Source organism: Demequina iriomotensis (assembly GCF_000971395.1).
Lineage (GTDB): Bacteria > Actinomycetota > Actinomycetes > Actinomycetales > Demequinaceae > Demequina > Demequina iriomotensis.
This window is the reverse complement of record NZ_BBME01000011.1, coordinates 338,655-351,266: the sequence shown is the minus strand read 5'-3', so window position 1 is coordinate 351,266 and position 12,612 is coordinate 338,655. Positions and strand designations below refer to the sequence as shown.

Here is a 12,612-nt window from a genome sequence, read left to right as displayed (position 1 = left end):
CGACCTTCTGAATCGCAGCCTCGTGCGGGAACGCGAACGCGACACGCATCGTGGCGCGAATCGCAGTCCGGTCACTGGTGAAGTACGCCGAACGGTCGACCTGCAGGTCGACGTTCTTGCGGCGCACCATGAACACGCGCGCCTGCGGGACGCCCCAGACGGTGCCCACCGTCACGGCAGGCGACACGTAGAGCTTCACGCCCTGCAGGGTGCGCTTCGTCGGGTTCGCCGGGTCAGCTCCGAGCAGCGGACGGTTCGAACTCGCCGCCTCCTTCAGCTTCGCGAGGATGAGCGCGTCGGCAGGGTTCGCGACGAACGAATCCACCGTCAGCCCCAGACCCTCCGCGTTCGAGATCGCCTCCGCGAACGGGTCGAGGTTCGCCCACGCCGCACCCGCATCAACGTCGGTGACGCCCGTGAGGTCTTCCAGCCCGGCAGGCTGCACCAGGCTCGCACCCTTCGAGCCGAAGAACGCGGCGTCGATCTTGCGGGCGATGTCGCGCGAGAGTCCGTCACCGACGATGCCCTGAGCTGCCGGGGACGTGTCCGCTGCGAGCTCGTTCGTGATGATCGTCAGACCCGCGACCTTCGCCGGGGTGACGACGATGTCGTCGACGGTCGGGGCAGACGCGCCGATCTCGTCGCCCTCAGCAACCCACGCCGCAGCGGGGTCAGCGGTGACGAGCGGGATGTGAGTGCGGGTCGCATCGGTGTCGATGACCTGCGCGACCTGCGCGGCGACCGATGCGTTCTGCACCGGGATGGTGATGAGCTGCGTGATCTTGTCCGGGCTGATGCCCTTCACGTCAGTCGTGGTGGTTTCCAGCATGAGAAATGCCCCCAATCAGAGCAGTCAGAGAAGCTTGGGCGACTGCCCCGCATGGAGGCGTTCAAGGTGGGCGCAAGGCCTGATACCAGGATACTCGCACCCACCTCGAACCTGAAGCATCACGGCTGAAGAACGTCAGCCCACGTCGCGGGCTGGTCGCTGTCCCCAGCTCCGTCGAAGCGCGCGCTCGTGCCCGTCGTGACGTGAGCGCCCGAGCTGAACAGATGCGGACGCTCCGCACGCAGCGCCTTCAACGCCTCACCAGCCTTCGCCCCATCGAGTGTGCCGTCGTCCCCGAGAAGGTTGCCGAGCTCGATGTGCGAGCTCAGGTCCGCGAGCGCAGTCGACGCGACACCCGCATCCGTTGCCTGCTGCTCGAACGCCTCCCGCTGGAACGCCAGCACCGACGCCTCAGCCTTGTCAGCCCTGCCCTCCGCATCGCGGAGACGCTGCCGCAGCGACGCCTCAGCCTTGCGCTTGTCCTTCACCATTTCGACCAGCCGCTCGACCGGCAGCTGCGTCAGATCGGTGTCATCCATGCTGAACCTCCATGTGTGTGCTGTTCTCGATCACGTCCGGTCGACGTGCCGTGTTCGGGACGACCATCGCGAGCGCGAGCGCGTTCACCAGGTCGCCGTGTCCCTGACCGGGACGACGCTCGAAGTCGATGACGTCCCTGCCGGAATCCGTGATGCGCTGCCGGAACTGCAGCAGCTCGTCTGCCAACGTCTCCCCCAACGCGAGCCCGTCCGCGATACGCAGACGCCCCTGCTGCAACGGCACCTGCACAGCCGCAAACAGGTCCGTCTTCGGGAAGTTCCAGCCGTTGCGCTTGTGCCCTGCCGTGATCGTCACCGCGCGCGGCGGGTACACGCCGAAGCGGGACTGGTCCCACTCATCCCAGAACATGTCCCGCACCGCACGCCCGACGCCCGTGCCGTCGATCAGCAGCATCGCGTCATCCATCACCGGGGCACGCATCGTCCTGACGACGTCCGCGACGATCGACGGATACGGGGTGCCGAGCTCCCACCTGCGCAAAGCCCGCACATGCCATTCCTCGATCAGCTCGTGAGCGTTCGGACGACGCCAGAACTCCCCCACGCTCACATGCGCAGGAAGCACCAGCACCCGCTCGACAACCGCGAGCGCCGAGAAGTCCATGCCCTGCCCGAGATCGAGTCCCACCGTGTAGCTCGTCATGGCAGCACCAGCTCCTTCACAGCCGACGTGAATGCAGCCCGGACCAGCTCCGAGCCGAACAGCTGCGTGTCCGTATCCCCGAACACGCACTCGTAGTCCGACGCGAACACGAAGCCACCCAGAGCTGCCCGAACCTCCGCGATGCGGACGTCGTCGTACTGCGCCGACTCGTACACCGTGACGCGATGCTTCTCCCACGTCGCCTCTCGCGACTCGAAGCCCTCGAAGAACCAGCCGCGCCTGCCCCACGGCGTCGACAGCGCCCAGATCGCCCCATCGGACGCGACCATCGGCAGCACCGACGCGAAGATGTCATCCGGGACGCGAGCAGCCTCATCGAGCACGATCAGCTTCGCCCCTGCAAAGCCACGCGACGTGCCCTCTGTGCCCGGCAGCGAGACGATGCGCGAGCCGTTTTCGAGCACCAGCTCCGAGCCCGAGTCTCGCGAGGGCTTCGCCTGCCCGAGAGCCCGATACAGCGCCTTCACCCGCAGCAGCATCTCGTCCGACTGCCGCTGCGACGGCGAGATGATCAACACCAGCGACCCCGGCTCATACACCGCCACATGCAGCGCCTTCAAGCTCGTGGTCGTCGTCTTCCCCACCTGCCGAGCACACGCCACCAACACCCGCCGAGCACGCGACCGGACCAGCCGCGCCTGCCACCGCTCAGCCTCGAAGCCCAAACCAGCCGCGAACCGCACAGGGTCCAGCGCAGCCGCCAGATCACGCCCCAGATCACCCACGGCCCTCACCAGCTTCCAGCGCCTGCGCGACCGCCTGCGCCGCATCAGGGAACGGCATGAGCGCCCGCATCAGCGTGTCCCGCGTCGCCAGCCACTCCGGAGACGTCGACACGTTCAGCACCTGCACCGTGGGCCGCTCGTCCAGCTCACCTGTCAGCTTCGCCAACAGCTCCACGATGCCCCGCAGCTCCTTGATCGCCGCGAGACTCATCGACGCCTTGCCCTCCTCTGTGGCCGCATCGAGGATGCCCTCAGCACGCCCGTACAGGCCTTCCAGACGATCGAGCGCCCGCGTCCCCGACTCCGTATCCCGTCGAGCGATTACGCCCTTCAGAGCGGCTGACAGGTGCGCCCGCTTGTGCCGCATCACGGAATCCTTCGACATGCCCCAATGCGATGCGACACGCGTGTTCGACATGCCGCTCGTGATGTCCTTCTCGATCAGCCCGCGCTCGGGGTGCGTGCAGACCTTGCAGCGTGCGTCGCTCATGCCTGCCTCCCGCTCGTGTCGCGCACATAGATGCGCGCTGCGGCGCACTCGCCGCGCAGGGCACCGACGTAGTCGCGGACTGCCTGCACAGCTGACGGGTCGTAGCTGGCGAGGATGTCGAGGGCGTTGCCGTAGGCGGGGGCTGCAGTGCGTACTCGCTCGTGGGCACGGCTCACTTCGGAGCGCAGGCTGACCACTTCTCCATGAGAGAAGTTCTGCACCCTTTTACCAGGCACGTTGCTCACGGGTTGTGCAGCTTCCAGCTCGCTCACCCCCAGCTCGGCGCGGAAAGAGAGGTTCGCCTCCCGCATGTGCTGGTGGATTGCTGCGATCTCGCGGCTGGTGAGCTTGCCTTCGGCCTGCAGGGTGAACAGGACGTCGTTGAGGTCGAGGGCTGTTTCGGGGTGTTCGCTGATGTAGCGCTGGAAGGCGCTGATGGTGGTGCTCATGGCGGGTTCCCTTCTAGGAGGCTGATGCAAGTGATGCGAGTGGTGCATTGCTCCCCTGGTTTGCATCACTTGCATCACTTGCACCAGGGGTCATAGGTAGGGGTGCGTAGAGTCCGCGTCCGACGCGCTGGATGCGGTTCGCCTTGTGCATTCGGACGAGGATGTTGCGCACGTAGTGCTCGTCCATGCCTGATGCAAGTGATGCATCGCGGGCGCTGACGCCGTTGGGGAACTGGTTCAGGAGCTCGACGATTGCGGCTGAACCGTCGCCGAGCTTCGCGGTCGCGGTGTGGGTCCGGGCTGCGCGCTTCGCGTCGGCGAGAGTTGCGCCTTCGAGCCGCCAGTGACCGTGGTCGTCGATGGTGAGGGCGTATTCGCCTTCGGCTGCGTCGCGGCTTGTGACGGAGAGGGTGGCGTTGGCGCTGTTGCGTTCGCGTCGGAGCACCATGATCGTGTCGGCTGCTCCGGTGAGTCCGTTCGTGCCGGACGCCGTCTCGACGAAGTCCTCAGCCTGTGCCTTGCGGGTGTGGTGCACGACGATGAGCGCTGCTCCGGGGACGGAGTCGATCGCTCTCTTCAGTGCGGAGCCGATTCGGTAGTCGCGTTCGTACTGCGGCTCGTTGGGGCGTGCCGGGGGCATGACCTTGCCGAGCGTGTCGAGGATGACGAGCGGCTTGCTGCCTTCGTGCGCCTGCAGGAAGGCTTCTACGACGTCCAGGACTGACCCTGTGAGCTCTGTGAGGAACGTGAGCTGGTCGAGTGCCTGGGGTGCCTGAATGGACGTCAGGCGGTCCTTCAGGCGTCGCGGACCGTCTTCGAGCGCCAGGTACAGGACGGGGCGTTGTGAGACGCGGAGAGCGCCGAATGCGGTGCCGCCGGCGGCTGCTGCTGCGGCGAGTCCGAGCACCAGCCACGACTTGCCGATCTTGGGTGCTGCGACGAGCAGGCTGAGCCCTTCGGGAATCATGCCGGGCACGATGTACTCGACGGGGTCGAAGTGTTGTGCACGGAGCTCGGTCGCGTTGAATGCGCCTGCGAGGACGTCGGTCACCAGGGCCTCGTCTCGATGTCGAGGGCATCGGCGACGTTGGCGACCATGAGGTCGAGCAGGGTGCGTTCGGTGAGGCGGCGCGCCCAGACGGTGACGACGTGCGGGTCTTCGGCGACGATCTGAATGCGCACACCGTCCGGGACTGCCGCTCCGATGCGCTCGGGGTGCGCCGCGAATGCTGAGTCGGTGTTCACGATGAGCTTCAGCGTCCATCCGGGCTTCATGGCTCGGACGCGGTCGAGCACTTCGCGCTCGCGTCGTCGGTTGAGGTCGATGTCAGTTCGGTCGGCGCGGAGGTCGATCTCGACGCCACAGCTGATGGTGTTCATGGTGCCCTTCCAGGGGTCGAGGTCAGTTGTCTGCGCCGATGAGCGCGAGGAAGCGTGCGGTGGGGATGACGTAGCGGCGTCCGACTCGAATCGAGGGGATGGTGCCGTCGCGGACTGCGTCGTAGGCGCTGCCGCGTGAGACGCCGAGCAGCTGTCCGGCTTCGGTGACGGTGATCGTGGGGCGCTTGCGGATTTCGTCGAGGTCGACGTGGGTGCTGGTCTGCATTTCAGGGCTCCAAGCGGAAGGAAGTTCGTGAGTTCCGTCCGCGAGCACCCGGCTCGCTCAGTGCGGCAGCTTCGCCGACTCCATCGACTCAAGCGCTACAGAACCGATCTTGACAGCATGGTCGGCCCGAGTCAAGATGTATTGCGTATAGCGAGCCAGACGGTCGAGTATTACGTACTCATCAGGAGAACATCATGGATATCAGGCGCATCGTGGGCGACAACATCAGGCGCTATCGCGCGCATCACAGCATGAGTCAGTCGGATTTTGGGGGCGAGATTGGCATCGTCCTCGGTGACGCGAGACTGCGCTGGGGCATTTCACAGGTGTCAGACGCCGAGCGCGGCGACCGGGCGTTCACCGTCGATGACATCGTCGCGATCGCGCAGGTCTTCCGGGTGCACCCCGGAAGCCTGCTCACGGCGCACGGCACCGTCCAAGACCGCGACGAGACGATTCCGTATTCAACCGTTCACTTCGGCGGCTCAGATCGAATCCGAACAAAGCGCAAGCCGGGCGAACCGCCCGTCAGCGTCCCTGCGCAAGAGATCAGCGTCGACGCTTATCACCCCGCCACGGATACCGGCGACCCGAACGCGACCGCGAATCAGATCGTCGAGCTGCTCGAACTCGCGAATCAGATCGAAATGAACGCGCAGGCGGTGGAGAACGCGCTTGACAAGGCGTTTGACGATCTCGCGACCGCCAAGAGCCAGTTCACGGGCGTGCAGGACGACATCGCGAGCAACGCCCGATTCATGGGCGAGCTGCGCCAGAAGACTTTGCGATACACGCAAGGGCCGAACACGACCGTGTCCGGCGACACCGATTCCCAGGAGGAATGACATGGCGATCTATCGCCGATGCGCCTGCTCTAGCGAGAGCGGCAGGCGTTACGGGCAGCTGCCCGACAGACCCACGGACAAGCAGCGCGAACGGGCCTGTCCGCGCTTGCTGAGCGACCCGAAGCACGGCAAGTGGGGCTTCGCGCTCTCGCGGGGCTTCGACCACAACGGGAAGCGCCTGCAGGTGCGCCAGAGCAACTTCGCCACGAAGCGCGAGGCTCAGAGCGCCTATGCAGCCGCGAAGCGGGAGCACGACACGGGCACCTTCACGGAGCCCACGAAGCTCACGCTCGCGAAGCACCTCGACGCTTGGCTGCCCGAGCACGCTCGGACCGGCAAGGGACTGCGCCCCTCGACGATCTCCCGCTACCGGGGGTACATCGAGAAGGACCTGAAGCCGTCTCCGCTCGGAGGGATGAAGCTCTCCGACATCCGACGCAGCCACGTCAAGGCATACCTGCTCGGACTCGAACGCGGAGCGCCCACCATCGACGGCATCCACCAGGTGTTGCACCTGGCGCTCGAATCGGCGGTCGCGGACGAGCTCATCGCTGCAAACCCGGCAGGCAAGGTGAAGCTTCCGAGCCACACACGGGGGAAGTTCGTGCCCCTGTCCGCAGCTCAGGTCGTTGATCTGCTCGATGTCGCAGCTCGTCACCGACTCGGGGCTCTGTACGAGCTCACTGTCGGCACGGGGATGCGGCGTGGCGAGGTCGTGGGCCTGCGTTGGGGCGACGTCGACCTGACGCGCCGCGAGCTCACGATTCGCAGCACACGCGTGATGGTCGACGGCAAGGCGTCCGCGTCACAGCCGAAGACGGATAGCGGCAACCGTGTGATCGAGCTCGACGACGACGCTGTCGGCACCGTGCTCGCATGGAAGGTGCGCCAGGACGCGGAGCGTAGCTCTGCTGGCGATTCCTGGGACGGCTCGGACTTCGTGTTCACGAACGAGCTCGGACAGCCGCTCATCCCCGAGTACGTGTCCAAGCTGTTCGACAAGCTCCGCGCGCAGGCAGGGCTCCCGAAGATGCGCTTCCACGGGCTGCGGCACCAGCACGCAGCGCTGCTCATCGCTCAGGGCGTCGACATCGTCGTGATCTCGAAGCGTCTCGGGCACGCGAACATCAGCATCACCGCTGATATCTACGGGCACCTGCTGCCCGGCGTTGGCCGCGAAGCGGCGAGCAAGGCGTCGGCGCTGATTCGAGAAGCCCGAGCTGCACAACGAGTGCACAACCCTGGGGGTCCGTCAGATATGACGAAAGCCCCGGCATCCCTTCGTTAGAAGGAATACCAGGGCTTTTCCTGGTGGGCGATACTGGGATCGAACCAGTGACCTCTTCCGTGTGAAGGAAGCGCGCTACCCCTGCGCCAATCGCCCTTGTCAAGCTGTGCCCCGCAGCGCGGTGCGGAGACAACTATAGCGGCTATTTGGAGTGCCTCGGTGCAGGGTCGTGATCCAGCGCGGCGCGCTCCTCGAACACCGACCGCAGCTGCGCGAGGAGCGGGCCGTGCTCGAGGGGCGTCTTGTCGAGCGAGGCGAGCGGCTGGATGCGCCGCGTCGAGGAGGTCACGGCCGCGAACGCGTCCCCGGCCACCACCTCGTCGAGCACGCCCAGCTCGAGCTCGCCGGGAGCCGCGACGCGCACCGGGAGGCCCGCCTCGGCGCCCCACTCGAGGGCGAGCCCGCGCACGATCCCGGGCAGGCACCCCGAGGCGAGGGGCGGCGTGACGATCTCACCGGCCCGCTCGATGACGATGTTCGACGCGGCGCCCTCGCACAGGTGCCCGTGGGTGTTGGCGAGGACGGCCTCGTCGGCCCCGCGCGAGCGCGCGAACTCCATGATGACCACGTTCTCCGCGTACGACGTGCTTTTGACCCCCGCGAGCGCCGAGCGCTCGTTGCGACGCCACGGCACCCGCACGGCGTGGCACGAGGGCGCGGGCGCCGCGTCGTCGGCCGTCACCACGATGGTGTGCGGCCCGCCTCCGCGTGCGAGCGGCGCCGGTCCCGGACCGCTCGAGACGGTGATCCGCAGGCGGCGCAGCCCGCTGCCCGCGGCGAGCACCTCGCCCACGGCCTCGCGGACCACCTCCTGGTCGATCTCCGCCATTCCCATCCGGGCCGCGGAGTACGCGAGCCGCTTGAGATGGCGCCGCAGCCCGAACGCCCGGCCGCCCACGATCTCGAGCGTCTCGAAGACGCCGTCCCCGACGGTCCACCCGTGGTCCCCCGCCGCGATCACCGGTTCACCCTCGGCGCGCAGGAGCCCCCCAGCCCACACCAGCGTTGTCATGCGCCCATTCTGGGGGTCGACGCGAGCCCTATCAAGCGTCGCGCCTTGAGTTCCGTCTCGGCCCACTCCCCATATGGGTCAGACCCCCATGTAATGCCCGCCCCGGTGCCGAAGCGGAGGCGTCCTCCCTGATCAGGAACCCATTCGAAGGTACGGATGCCGACCGCGAGCTCGGCCTCGCGGCGGTCGGCGTCGATCCAGCCGATGCCGCCGCAGTAGGCGCCGCGCGGCCCGGCCTCCTCGCGCTCGATGATCCGCAGCGCCGAGGACTTGGGCGCCCCGCTCACCGATCCGGGCGGGAACGTCCCGTCGAGCAGCGCGGGCCAGAGCGCGGGCGTCCAGGCGAAGGCGGGGGCCAGGGTCGCGGCCACGGTCGACTGCAGGTGCACCAGCCCGGGAAGCGCATGCAGGCCCAGGAACTCGGGGACCGTCACCGAGCCAGGCGCCGCGACGTGCGAGACGTCGTTGCGGATGAGGTCGGTGATCATGACGTTCTCGGCCTCGTCCTTGGGCAGCATCGACTCCCCCGGCGCCGCCGTGCCCTTGATCGGGCTCGATGTCACGCGATCCCCGTCGATGCCCAGGTAGAGCTCGGGCGACGCGGAGACCACCCACGCGCCCTGCCAGGCCTCGGTGCGTGGGATCACGATGCGCGAGGCGAAGCGCGCGGGGTTGCCCGTCGCGAGACGATGCGCGAGGGCGACCGCGTCCGGGCCCGGCTCGGGCGCGGGCAGGGGCGCCTCGAGCATCCGGCACAGGTTGACCTGGTAGACCTCGCCCTCGCGGATGTCGTCGCGGATCCGCTCGACGCCGGCGCGATAGCCGGCCTCGTCGAGCGACGTGCGCCAGGACGATGCGTCCGGCCCGGCCCACTCCCGTGCGGGCGCCGGCGCCTGCTCGGGTCGCGCATCGTCCCGCTCCACGCGCGCCATGCGCCACGCGTCCATGCGCCCCTCGAAGGTGGCGACCACCACCCAGAACCCGCCGGAGGTGACCCGGGCGCCGTCGCGGGCGAGATCGATGTGCTCGACCGGCTCCCACGCCCGCACGCCGCGGAACGCGGCGCTGCCGTCGCGTCGCGGATCGTCCTCCCACCTCATGACGACAACGCTAGCGGCGCGGCGCGCCCGTTCACGCCCCGTTCGGACCCCGTTCGGCGTCCGCCGCCCGACACGCGGAACCGCCGGCCGATTTGGTTTCGTCGCCCGTCATCCGCTAAGGTCTATCTCTCGTCAGGGCAACAGCCCAGACGTGCGGACGTGGCTCAGTTGGTAGAGCATCACCTTGCCAAGGTGAGGGTCGCGGGTTCGAGTCCCGTCGTCCGCTCGGAGCGTCGTAGCCCTAGGTTACGGCACTACGGTGGAGTGGCCGAGAGGCGAGGCAGCGGCCTGCAAAGCCGTATACGTGGGTTCGAATCCCATCTCCACCTCGGGCGATTGGCGCAGCGGTAGCGCGCTTCCCTGACACGGAAGAGGTCACTGGTTCGATCCCAGTATCGCCCACCACGAGGTTCCTTCGGGATCCTCATGAAGTCCGAGGCTTCTGCCCCGGCAACGCGGACGTGGCTCAGTTGGTAGAGCATCACCTTGCCAAGGTGAGGGTCGCGGGTTCGAGTCCCGTCGTCCGCTCCAAGGATCGCCGGTCTCCCCCAGGGGAAGCCGGCGATTGCTCCGTCTGGAGAGACGGGCGATTGGCGCAGCGGTAGCGCGCTTCCCTGACACGGAAGAGGTCACTGGTTCGATCCCAGTATCGCCCACCACATCGATGGCCCCCGGGGATCCCCGGGGGCCATCGTCGTCTCCGCGAGCCGCGTACGGTGGAGGGAGGGCGCCGCGGCCCGGCGCCCGGAGGAGGCGACGATGTCACGCGAGGAGCGGCTCCGCGAGGCGGCCCGGACCGCCACGCAGGACCCGGAGATCACCCACGTCGCGGAGTTCATGCCGGAGTCCGCGCTCGACGACCCGATCTGGAACGACCGCGCCGATCATCGCGTCGCCGTCGACGCGGACGGCCGGCCGGAGACGGCCGAGGCGGGCGCCGACCTGGGCGCGGACCTCGCGGCGGAGCGCGCCCACCTGCCGCCCCATGTCTGCCTCGCCGTGACGCCCACGCGGCTGCACGTGCTGGGCCTGCCGCACGGCTTCTTCGCGGCGCACCCCGAGCAGGCCTACCTCATGGGCACGTTCGCGCGCGAGCAGCTGGAGGTCGCGGTGAAGGGCCGCGTGACCGATATTGCGCTCACGCTCACGGACACGGCGTCCGGCGCGACCATGGACCTGGCCGCGGACCGCCTGTCGGCGTACCACCCGAAGGCGGTCATCGAGCTGCTGCGGATGTCGGACGCGGACGCCGCAGGCTAGGCGTCGATCGGGCGGTACCGCTCCCCCGCCGCGACGGGCGCCTCGAGCGTGTTGCCGGGCCCTGGCAGGGGGCACACCCAGTCGGACGAGTACGCGCACGAGGGCTGGTACGCGAAGTTGAGGTCGACCACGAGCGCCTCGCGGGTGCCCCCCAGGTCCGCGCCCTTGACCGTGTCCAGCACGTAGCGCCCGCCGCCGTACGTGAGCGGCGAGGGGTCGCGCAGGGGGAGGACCACCCCGCCTCCGTAGGACTCGAGCCACCACACGTCGAGCCCGCCCAGGCCCGGCAGCGCCACGCGACCGATGCGGGAGAACGGCACCACGCCGTCGCTCGCCGTGGGCACCTCGCGCCGCTCGGGCTCCGCGGCCAGGACCGGCACCACGAACCTCAGCGCCGGGTCGTACGGGGCCACGTCCGGGGTGAACGATGCGCGGGCGGCGCCGGGGACAGGGCTCGCGGGATGCTCACGAAGCAGCGCCGCACGACCGTCCGACCAGGCACGATGCGCCGCGGCAGGGTCCGCCTCGGCGCGCACGCGGGCATAGAGGTTCGCGACGCGCTCGCGCCAGTCCCGCACCTCCCACGCGGTGATCACGGGCGGGGGCCCACGATCGCGCGGATCGCACCCGCGAGCCCCTCCGCGACGCGGTCGGGATCCTGGTCGAGGTACCCGGCCACCAGCGCGCCGTCGCGGAGCATCATCACCTGGGTCGCGGCGGACGCGGCGGCATCGGCATCGAGCCCCGCCTCGCGCAGCCAGGCCTCGATCGCGCCGGTCATGAGGACGCGGAACTCGCTGACCACCGCGCGGACGGGGTGGCCGGCCTCGGGGTACTCCGCCGCGGCGTTGATGAAGGGGCAGCCGCGGAAGTGAGGCCGGCACATCTCGTCCGTGAGGGCGACGGCGATCTGGTCCACGGTGAGGGCGGCGCCGCTCGCGCGCGCGACGAGCTCGCGCACGTACGCGAGCTCGCGCTGGAGATAGGCCACCACCACATCGTCCTTCGACGGGAAGTGCCGGTAGAAGGTCACCTTCGAGAATCCCGCCTCGCCGAGGATGCGGTCGGCGCTGACCGCCCGGATGCCGTGCTCCGCGAACAGCGCCGCGGCGGCGTCGACGATGGCCTCGCGGACCGCGGGACCGCGGGTCGCACGCGCGCCGTCGGTCGTCGTGGTGGTCATCAGCGCCCTCCCGTCCTCGGGAATCGATCATGCCGCATCCCGTTGTACCCTGATGTAGACGTACTAGTAACTCTACACCTCGACACCCAGGAGACGACATGACCGAGCCCACCACCACCGAAGTCGACATCACGCCCGGGGAGGGCGCGCACCACGACAAGGCGCCGAAGCGCCCCACGGCCTTCTACACGGCCGAGGCGACCGCGACGGGCGACGGCCGCAACGGCCACGTCACGACGAGCGACGGCCTGCTCGACCTCGAGCTGGTGACGCCGAACCCGATCACCAAGCCCAAGAAGACCAACCCGGAGCAGCTGTTCGCATCGGGCTTCGCGGCGTGCTTCAACTCCGCGTTCCAGAGCGCGGCCAAGCTCATGAAGGTGAAGCTCGAGTCCTCCGAGGTGACCGCGCGCGTCGGCATCGGCCCGATCGCGCTCAACCGCTTCGGGCTGGGAGTGCGCCTCCACGTCACGACGGCCGGCATCGACCAGGCCACTGCGGAGAGCGTGGCCGAGAAGGCGGAGCAGATGTGCCCCTACTCGAACGCGACGCGCGGCAACATCCCCGTCGAGATCACGGTCAGCGCCGGGTAAAGGGCGCG

General features: G+C 68.4%; 17 protein-coding genes and 6 tRNA genes. 9 read left to right on the top strand and 14 right to left on the bottom strand.

What is annotated here, in order from left to right; translation table 11 throughout:
* From AOM09_RS06870 to AOM09_RS06830, 9 genes are all read right to left on the bottom strand, one after another.
* Nucleotides 1–829 (bottom strand): phage major capsid protein (locus AOM09_RS06870; RefSeq protein ID WP_062385991.1); only part of this gene is annotated, 829 nt, incomplete at its 3' end.
* A gap of 119 nt (nt 830–948) precedes the next feature.
* Nucleotides 949–1,368, bottom strand: a complete 420-nt coding sequence (locus tag AOM09_RS06865) for a hypothetical protein (RefSeq protein WP_062385931.1) — start codon at nt 1,366–1,368, stop codon at nt 949–951.
* Complete coding sequence (locus tag AOM09_RS06860; protein ID WP_062385929.1) at nt 1,361–2,032, bottom strand: hypothetical protein; 672 nt, start codon at nt 2,030–2,032, stop codon at nt 1,361–1,363. The genes AOM09_RS06865 and AOM09_RS06860 overlap by 8 nt, the downstream gene beginning before the upstream one ends.
* The gene (locus AOM09_RS06855; protein ID WP_169747627.1) at nt 2,029–2,778 is read right to left on the bottom strand and encodes a terminase large subunit domain-containing protein; all 750 of its coding nucleotides are present in this window, start codon (nt 2,776–2,778) and stop codon (nt 2,029–2,031) included. The genes AOM09_RS06860 and AOM09_RS06855 overlap by 4 nt, the downstream gene beginning before the upstream one ends.
* A complete protein-coding gene (locus tag AOM09_RS06850; RefSeq protein ID WP_062385925.1) occupies nt 2,771–3,268 on the bottom strand; it encodes a hypothetical protein in 498 nt (165 codons plus the stop codon). Before AOM09_RS06850 ends, AOM09_RS06855 begins: the two co-directional genes overlap by 8 nt.
* On the bottom strand, nt 3,265–3,717 hold the full coding sequence (locus tag AOM09_RS06845) for a hypothetical protein (RefSeq protein WP_062385923.1): 453 nt from the start codon (nt 3,715–3,717) through the stop codon (nt 3,265–3,267). The genes AOM09_RS06850 and AOM09_RS06845 overlap by 4 nt, the downstream gene beginning before the upstream one ends.
* 13 nt (nt 3,718–3,730) lie before the next feature.
* Nucleotides 3,731–4,768: an AAA family ATPase gene (locus AOM09_RS06840; RefSeq protein ID WP_062385921.1), complete on the bottom strand. Its 1,038-nt coding sequence runs from the start codon at nt 4,766–4,768 to the stop codon at nt 3,731–3,733.
* The gene (locus AOM09_RS15355; protein WP_062385919.1) at nt 4,765–5,097 is read right to left on the bottom strand and encodes a hypothetical protein; all 333 of its coding nucleotides are present in this window, start codon (nt 5,095–5,097) and stop codon (nt 4,765–4,767) included. The genes AOM09_RS06840 and AOM09_RS15355 overlap by 4 nt, the downstream gene beginning before the upstream one ends.
* A gap of 22 nt (nt 5,098–5,119) precedes the next feature.
* Nucleotides 5,120–5,323, bottom strand: a complete 204-nt coding sequence (locus AOM09_RS06830; protein ID WP_062385917.1) for a helix-turn-helix domain-containing protein — start codon at nt 5,321–5,323, stop codon at nt 5,120–5,122.
* A 194-nt stretch (nt 5,324–5,517) separates the two neighbouring features.
* Between AOM09_RS06830 and AOM09_RS06825 the strand changes: the two genes are divergently transcribed.
* On the top strand, nt 5,518–6,168 hold the full coding sequence (locus AOM09_RS06825; protein WP_062385914.1) for a helix-turn-helix domain-containing protein: 651 nt from the start codon (nt 5,518–5,520) through the stop codon (nt 6,166–6,168).
* A 1-nt stretch (nt 6,169) separates the two neighbouring features.
* Complete coding sequence (locus AOM09_RS06820) at nt 6,170–7,456, top strand: site-specific integrase (protein ID WP_082098909.1); 1,287 nt, start codon at nt 6,170–6,172, stop codon at nt 7,454–7,456.
* Nucleotides 7,457–7,477: 21 nt separating this feature from the next.
* Here AOM09_RS06820 and AOM09_RS06815 read toward each other — a convergent pair.
* The 3 genes from AOM09_RS06815 to AOM09_RS06805 all read right to left on the bottom strand — a co-directional run bounded on the left by AOM09_RS06815 (nt 7,478) and on the right by AOM09_RS06805 (nt 9,568).
* Nucleotides 7,478–7,552: transfer RNA gene (locus AOM09_RS06815), tRNA-Val, on the bottom strand.
* A 46-nt stretch (nt 7,553–7,598) separates the two neighbouring features.
* Complete coding sequence (locus AOM09_RS06810) at nt 7,599–8,468, bottom strand: aminotransferase class IV (RefSeq protein ID WP_062385910.1); 870 nt, start codon at nt 8,466–8,468, stop codon at nt 7,599–7,601.
* Nucleotides 8,465–9,568, bottom strand: coding sequence for a chorismate-binding protein (locus AOM09_RS06805; RefSeq protein ID WP_062385907.1), 1,104 nt, complete (start codon nt 9,566–9,568; stop codon nt 8,465–8,467). The genes AOM09_RS06810 and AOM09_RS06805 overlap by 4 nt, the downstream gene beginning before the upstream one ends.
* 153 nt (nt 9,569–9,721) lie before the next feature.
* Here AOM09_RS06805 and AOM09_RS06800 point away from each other — a divergent pair.
* From AOM09_RS06800 to AOM09_RS06775, 6 genes are all read left to right on the top strand, one after another.
* Nucleotides 9,722–9,794 (top strand) — tRNA-Gly (locus AOM09_RS06800).
* Between the two features lie 32 nt (nt 9,795–9,826).
* A tRNA-Cys gene (locus AOM09_RS06795) sits at nt 9,827–9,897 on the top strand.
* Between the two features lies 1 nt (nt 9,898).
* A tRNA-Val gene (locus AOM09_RS06790) sits at nt 9,899–9,973 on the top strand.
* A gap of 50 nt (nt 9,974–10,023) precedes the next feature.
* A tRNA-Gly gene (locus AOM09_RS06785) sits at nt 10,024–10,099 on the top strand.
* Nucleotides 10,100–10,152: 53 nt separating this feature from the next.
* Nucleotides 10,153–10,227, top strand: a tRNA-Val gene (locus AOM09_RS06780).
* Nucleotides 10,228–10,327: 100 nt separating this feature from the next.
* Nucleotides 10,328–10,828 (top strand): hypothetical protein, encoded by a 501-nt coding sequence (locus AOM09_RS06775; protein ID WP_062385905.1) that lies wholly within the window; start codon nt 10,328–10,330, stop codon nt 10,826–10,828.
* Here the strand turns inward: AOM09_RS06775 and AOM09_RS15165 are convergent.
* Together AOM09_RS15165 and AOM09_RS15160 are read right to left on the bottom strand one after the other, a co-directional pair.
* Nucleotides 10,825–11,424, bottom strand: a complete 600-nt coding sequence (locus AOM09_RS15165; RefSeq protein WP_062385903.1) for a DUF1684 domain-containing protein — start codon at nt 11,422–11,424, stop codon at nt 10,825–10,827. The two genes, AOM09_RS06775 and AOM09_RS15165, sit on opposite strands and share 4 nt — an antisense overlap.
* Nucleotides 11,421–12,011 carry a TetR/AcrR family transcriptional regulator gene (locus AOM09_RS15160; protein WP_062385900.1) on the bottom strand — a complete coding sequence of 197 codons (591 nt, stop codon included), beginning with the start codon at nt 12,009–12,011 and terminating at the stop codon, nt 11,421–11,423. Before AOM09_RS15160 ends, AOM09_RS15165 begins: the two co-directional genes overlap by 4 nt.
* Nucleotides 12,012–12,109: 98 nt before the next feature.
* On the opposite strand from AOM09_RS15160, the gene AOM09_RS06760 reads away from it, so the two are divergent.
* The gene (locus tag AOM09_RS06760; RefSeq protein ID WP_082098908.1) at nt 12,110–12,604 is read left to right on the top strand and encodes an organic hydroperoxide resistance protein; all 495 of its coding nucleotides are present in this window, start codon (nt 12,110–12,112) and stop codon (nt 12,602–12,604) included.
* The last annotated feature ends 8 nt before the right edge of the window (nt 12,605–12,612 follow it).

Excerpts from the sequence above, each read along its gene's own strand:
- AOM09_RS06775 (WP_062385905.1), top strand. The coding sequence starts at position 10,328 with ATGTCACGCGAGGAGCGGCTCCGCGAGGCGGCCCGGACCGCCACGCAG.
- AOM09_RS15355 (WP_062385919.1), bottom strand. The coding sequence starts at position 5,097 with ATGAACACCATCAGCTGTGGCGTCGAGATCGACCTCCGCGCCGACCGA.
- AOM09_RS06825 (WP_062385914.1), top strand. The coding sequence starts at position 5,518 with ATGGATATCAGGCGCATCGTGGGCGACAACATCAGGCGCTATCGCGCG.
- AOM09_RS06760 (WP_082098908.1), top strand. The coding sequence starts at position 12,110 with ATGACCGAGCCCACCACCACCGAAGTCGACATCACGCCCGGGGAGGGC.
- AOM09_RS06805 (WP_062385907.1), bottom strand. The coding sequence starts at position 9,568 with ATGAGGTGGGAGGACGATCCGCGACGCGACGGCAGCGCCGCGTTCCGC.
- AOM09_RS06845 (WP_062385923.1), bottom strand. The coding sequence starts at position 3,717 with ATGAGCACCACCATCAGCGCCTTCCAGCGCTACATCAGCGAACACCCC.
- AOM09_RS06820 (WP_082098909.1), top strand. The coding sequence starts at position 6,170 with ATGGCGATCTATCGCCGATGCGCCTGCTCTAGCGAGAGCGGCAGGCGT.
- AOM09_RS15160 (WP_062385900.1), bottom strand. The coding sequence starts at position 12,011 with ATGACCACCACGACGACCGACGGCGCGCGTGCGACCCGCGGTCCCGCG.
- AOM09_RS06860 (WP_062385929.1), bottom strand. The coding sequence starts at position 2,032 with ATGACGAGCTACACGGTGGGACTCGATCTCGGGCAGGGCATGGACTTC.
- AOM09_RS06830 (WP_062385917.1), bottom strand. The coding sequence starts at position 5,323 with ATGCAGACCAGCACCCACGTCGACCTCGACGAAATCCGCAAGCGCCCC.
- AOM09_RS06850 (WP_062385925.1), bottom strand. The coding sequence starts at position 3,268 with ATGAGCGACGCACGCTGCAAGGTCTGCACGCACCCCGAGCGCGGGCTG.
- AOM09_RS06810 (WP_062385910.1), bottom strand. The coding sequence starts at position 8,468 with ATGACAACGCTGGTGTGGGCTGGGGGGCTCCTGCGCGCCGAGGGTGAA.
- AOM09_RS06865 (WP_062385931.1), bottom strand. The coding sequence starts at position 1,368 with ATGGATGACACCGATCTGACGCAGCTGCCGGTCGAGCGGCTGGTCGAA.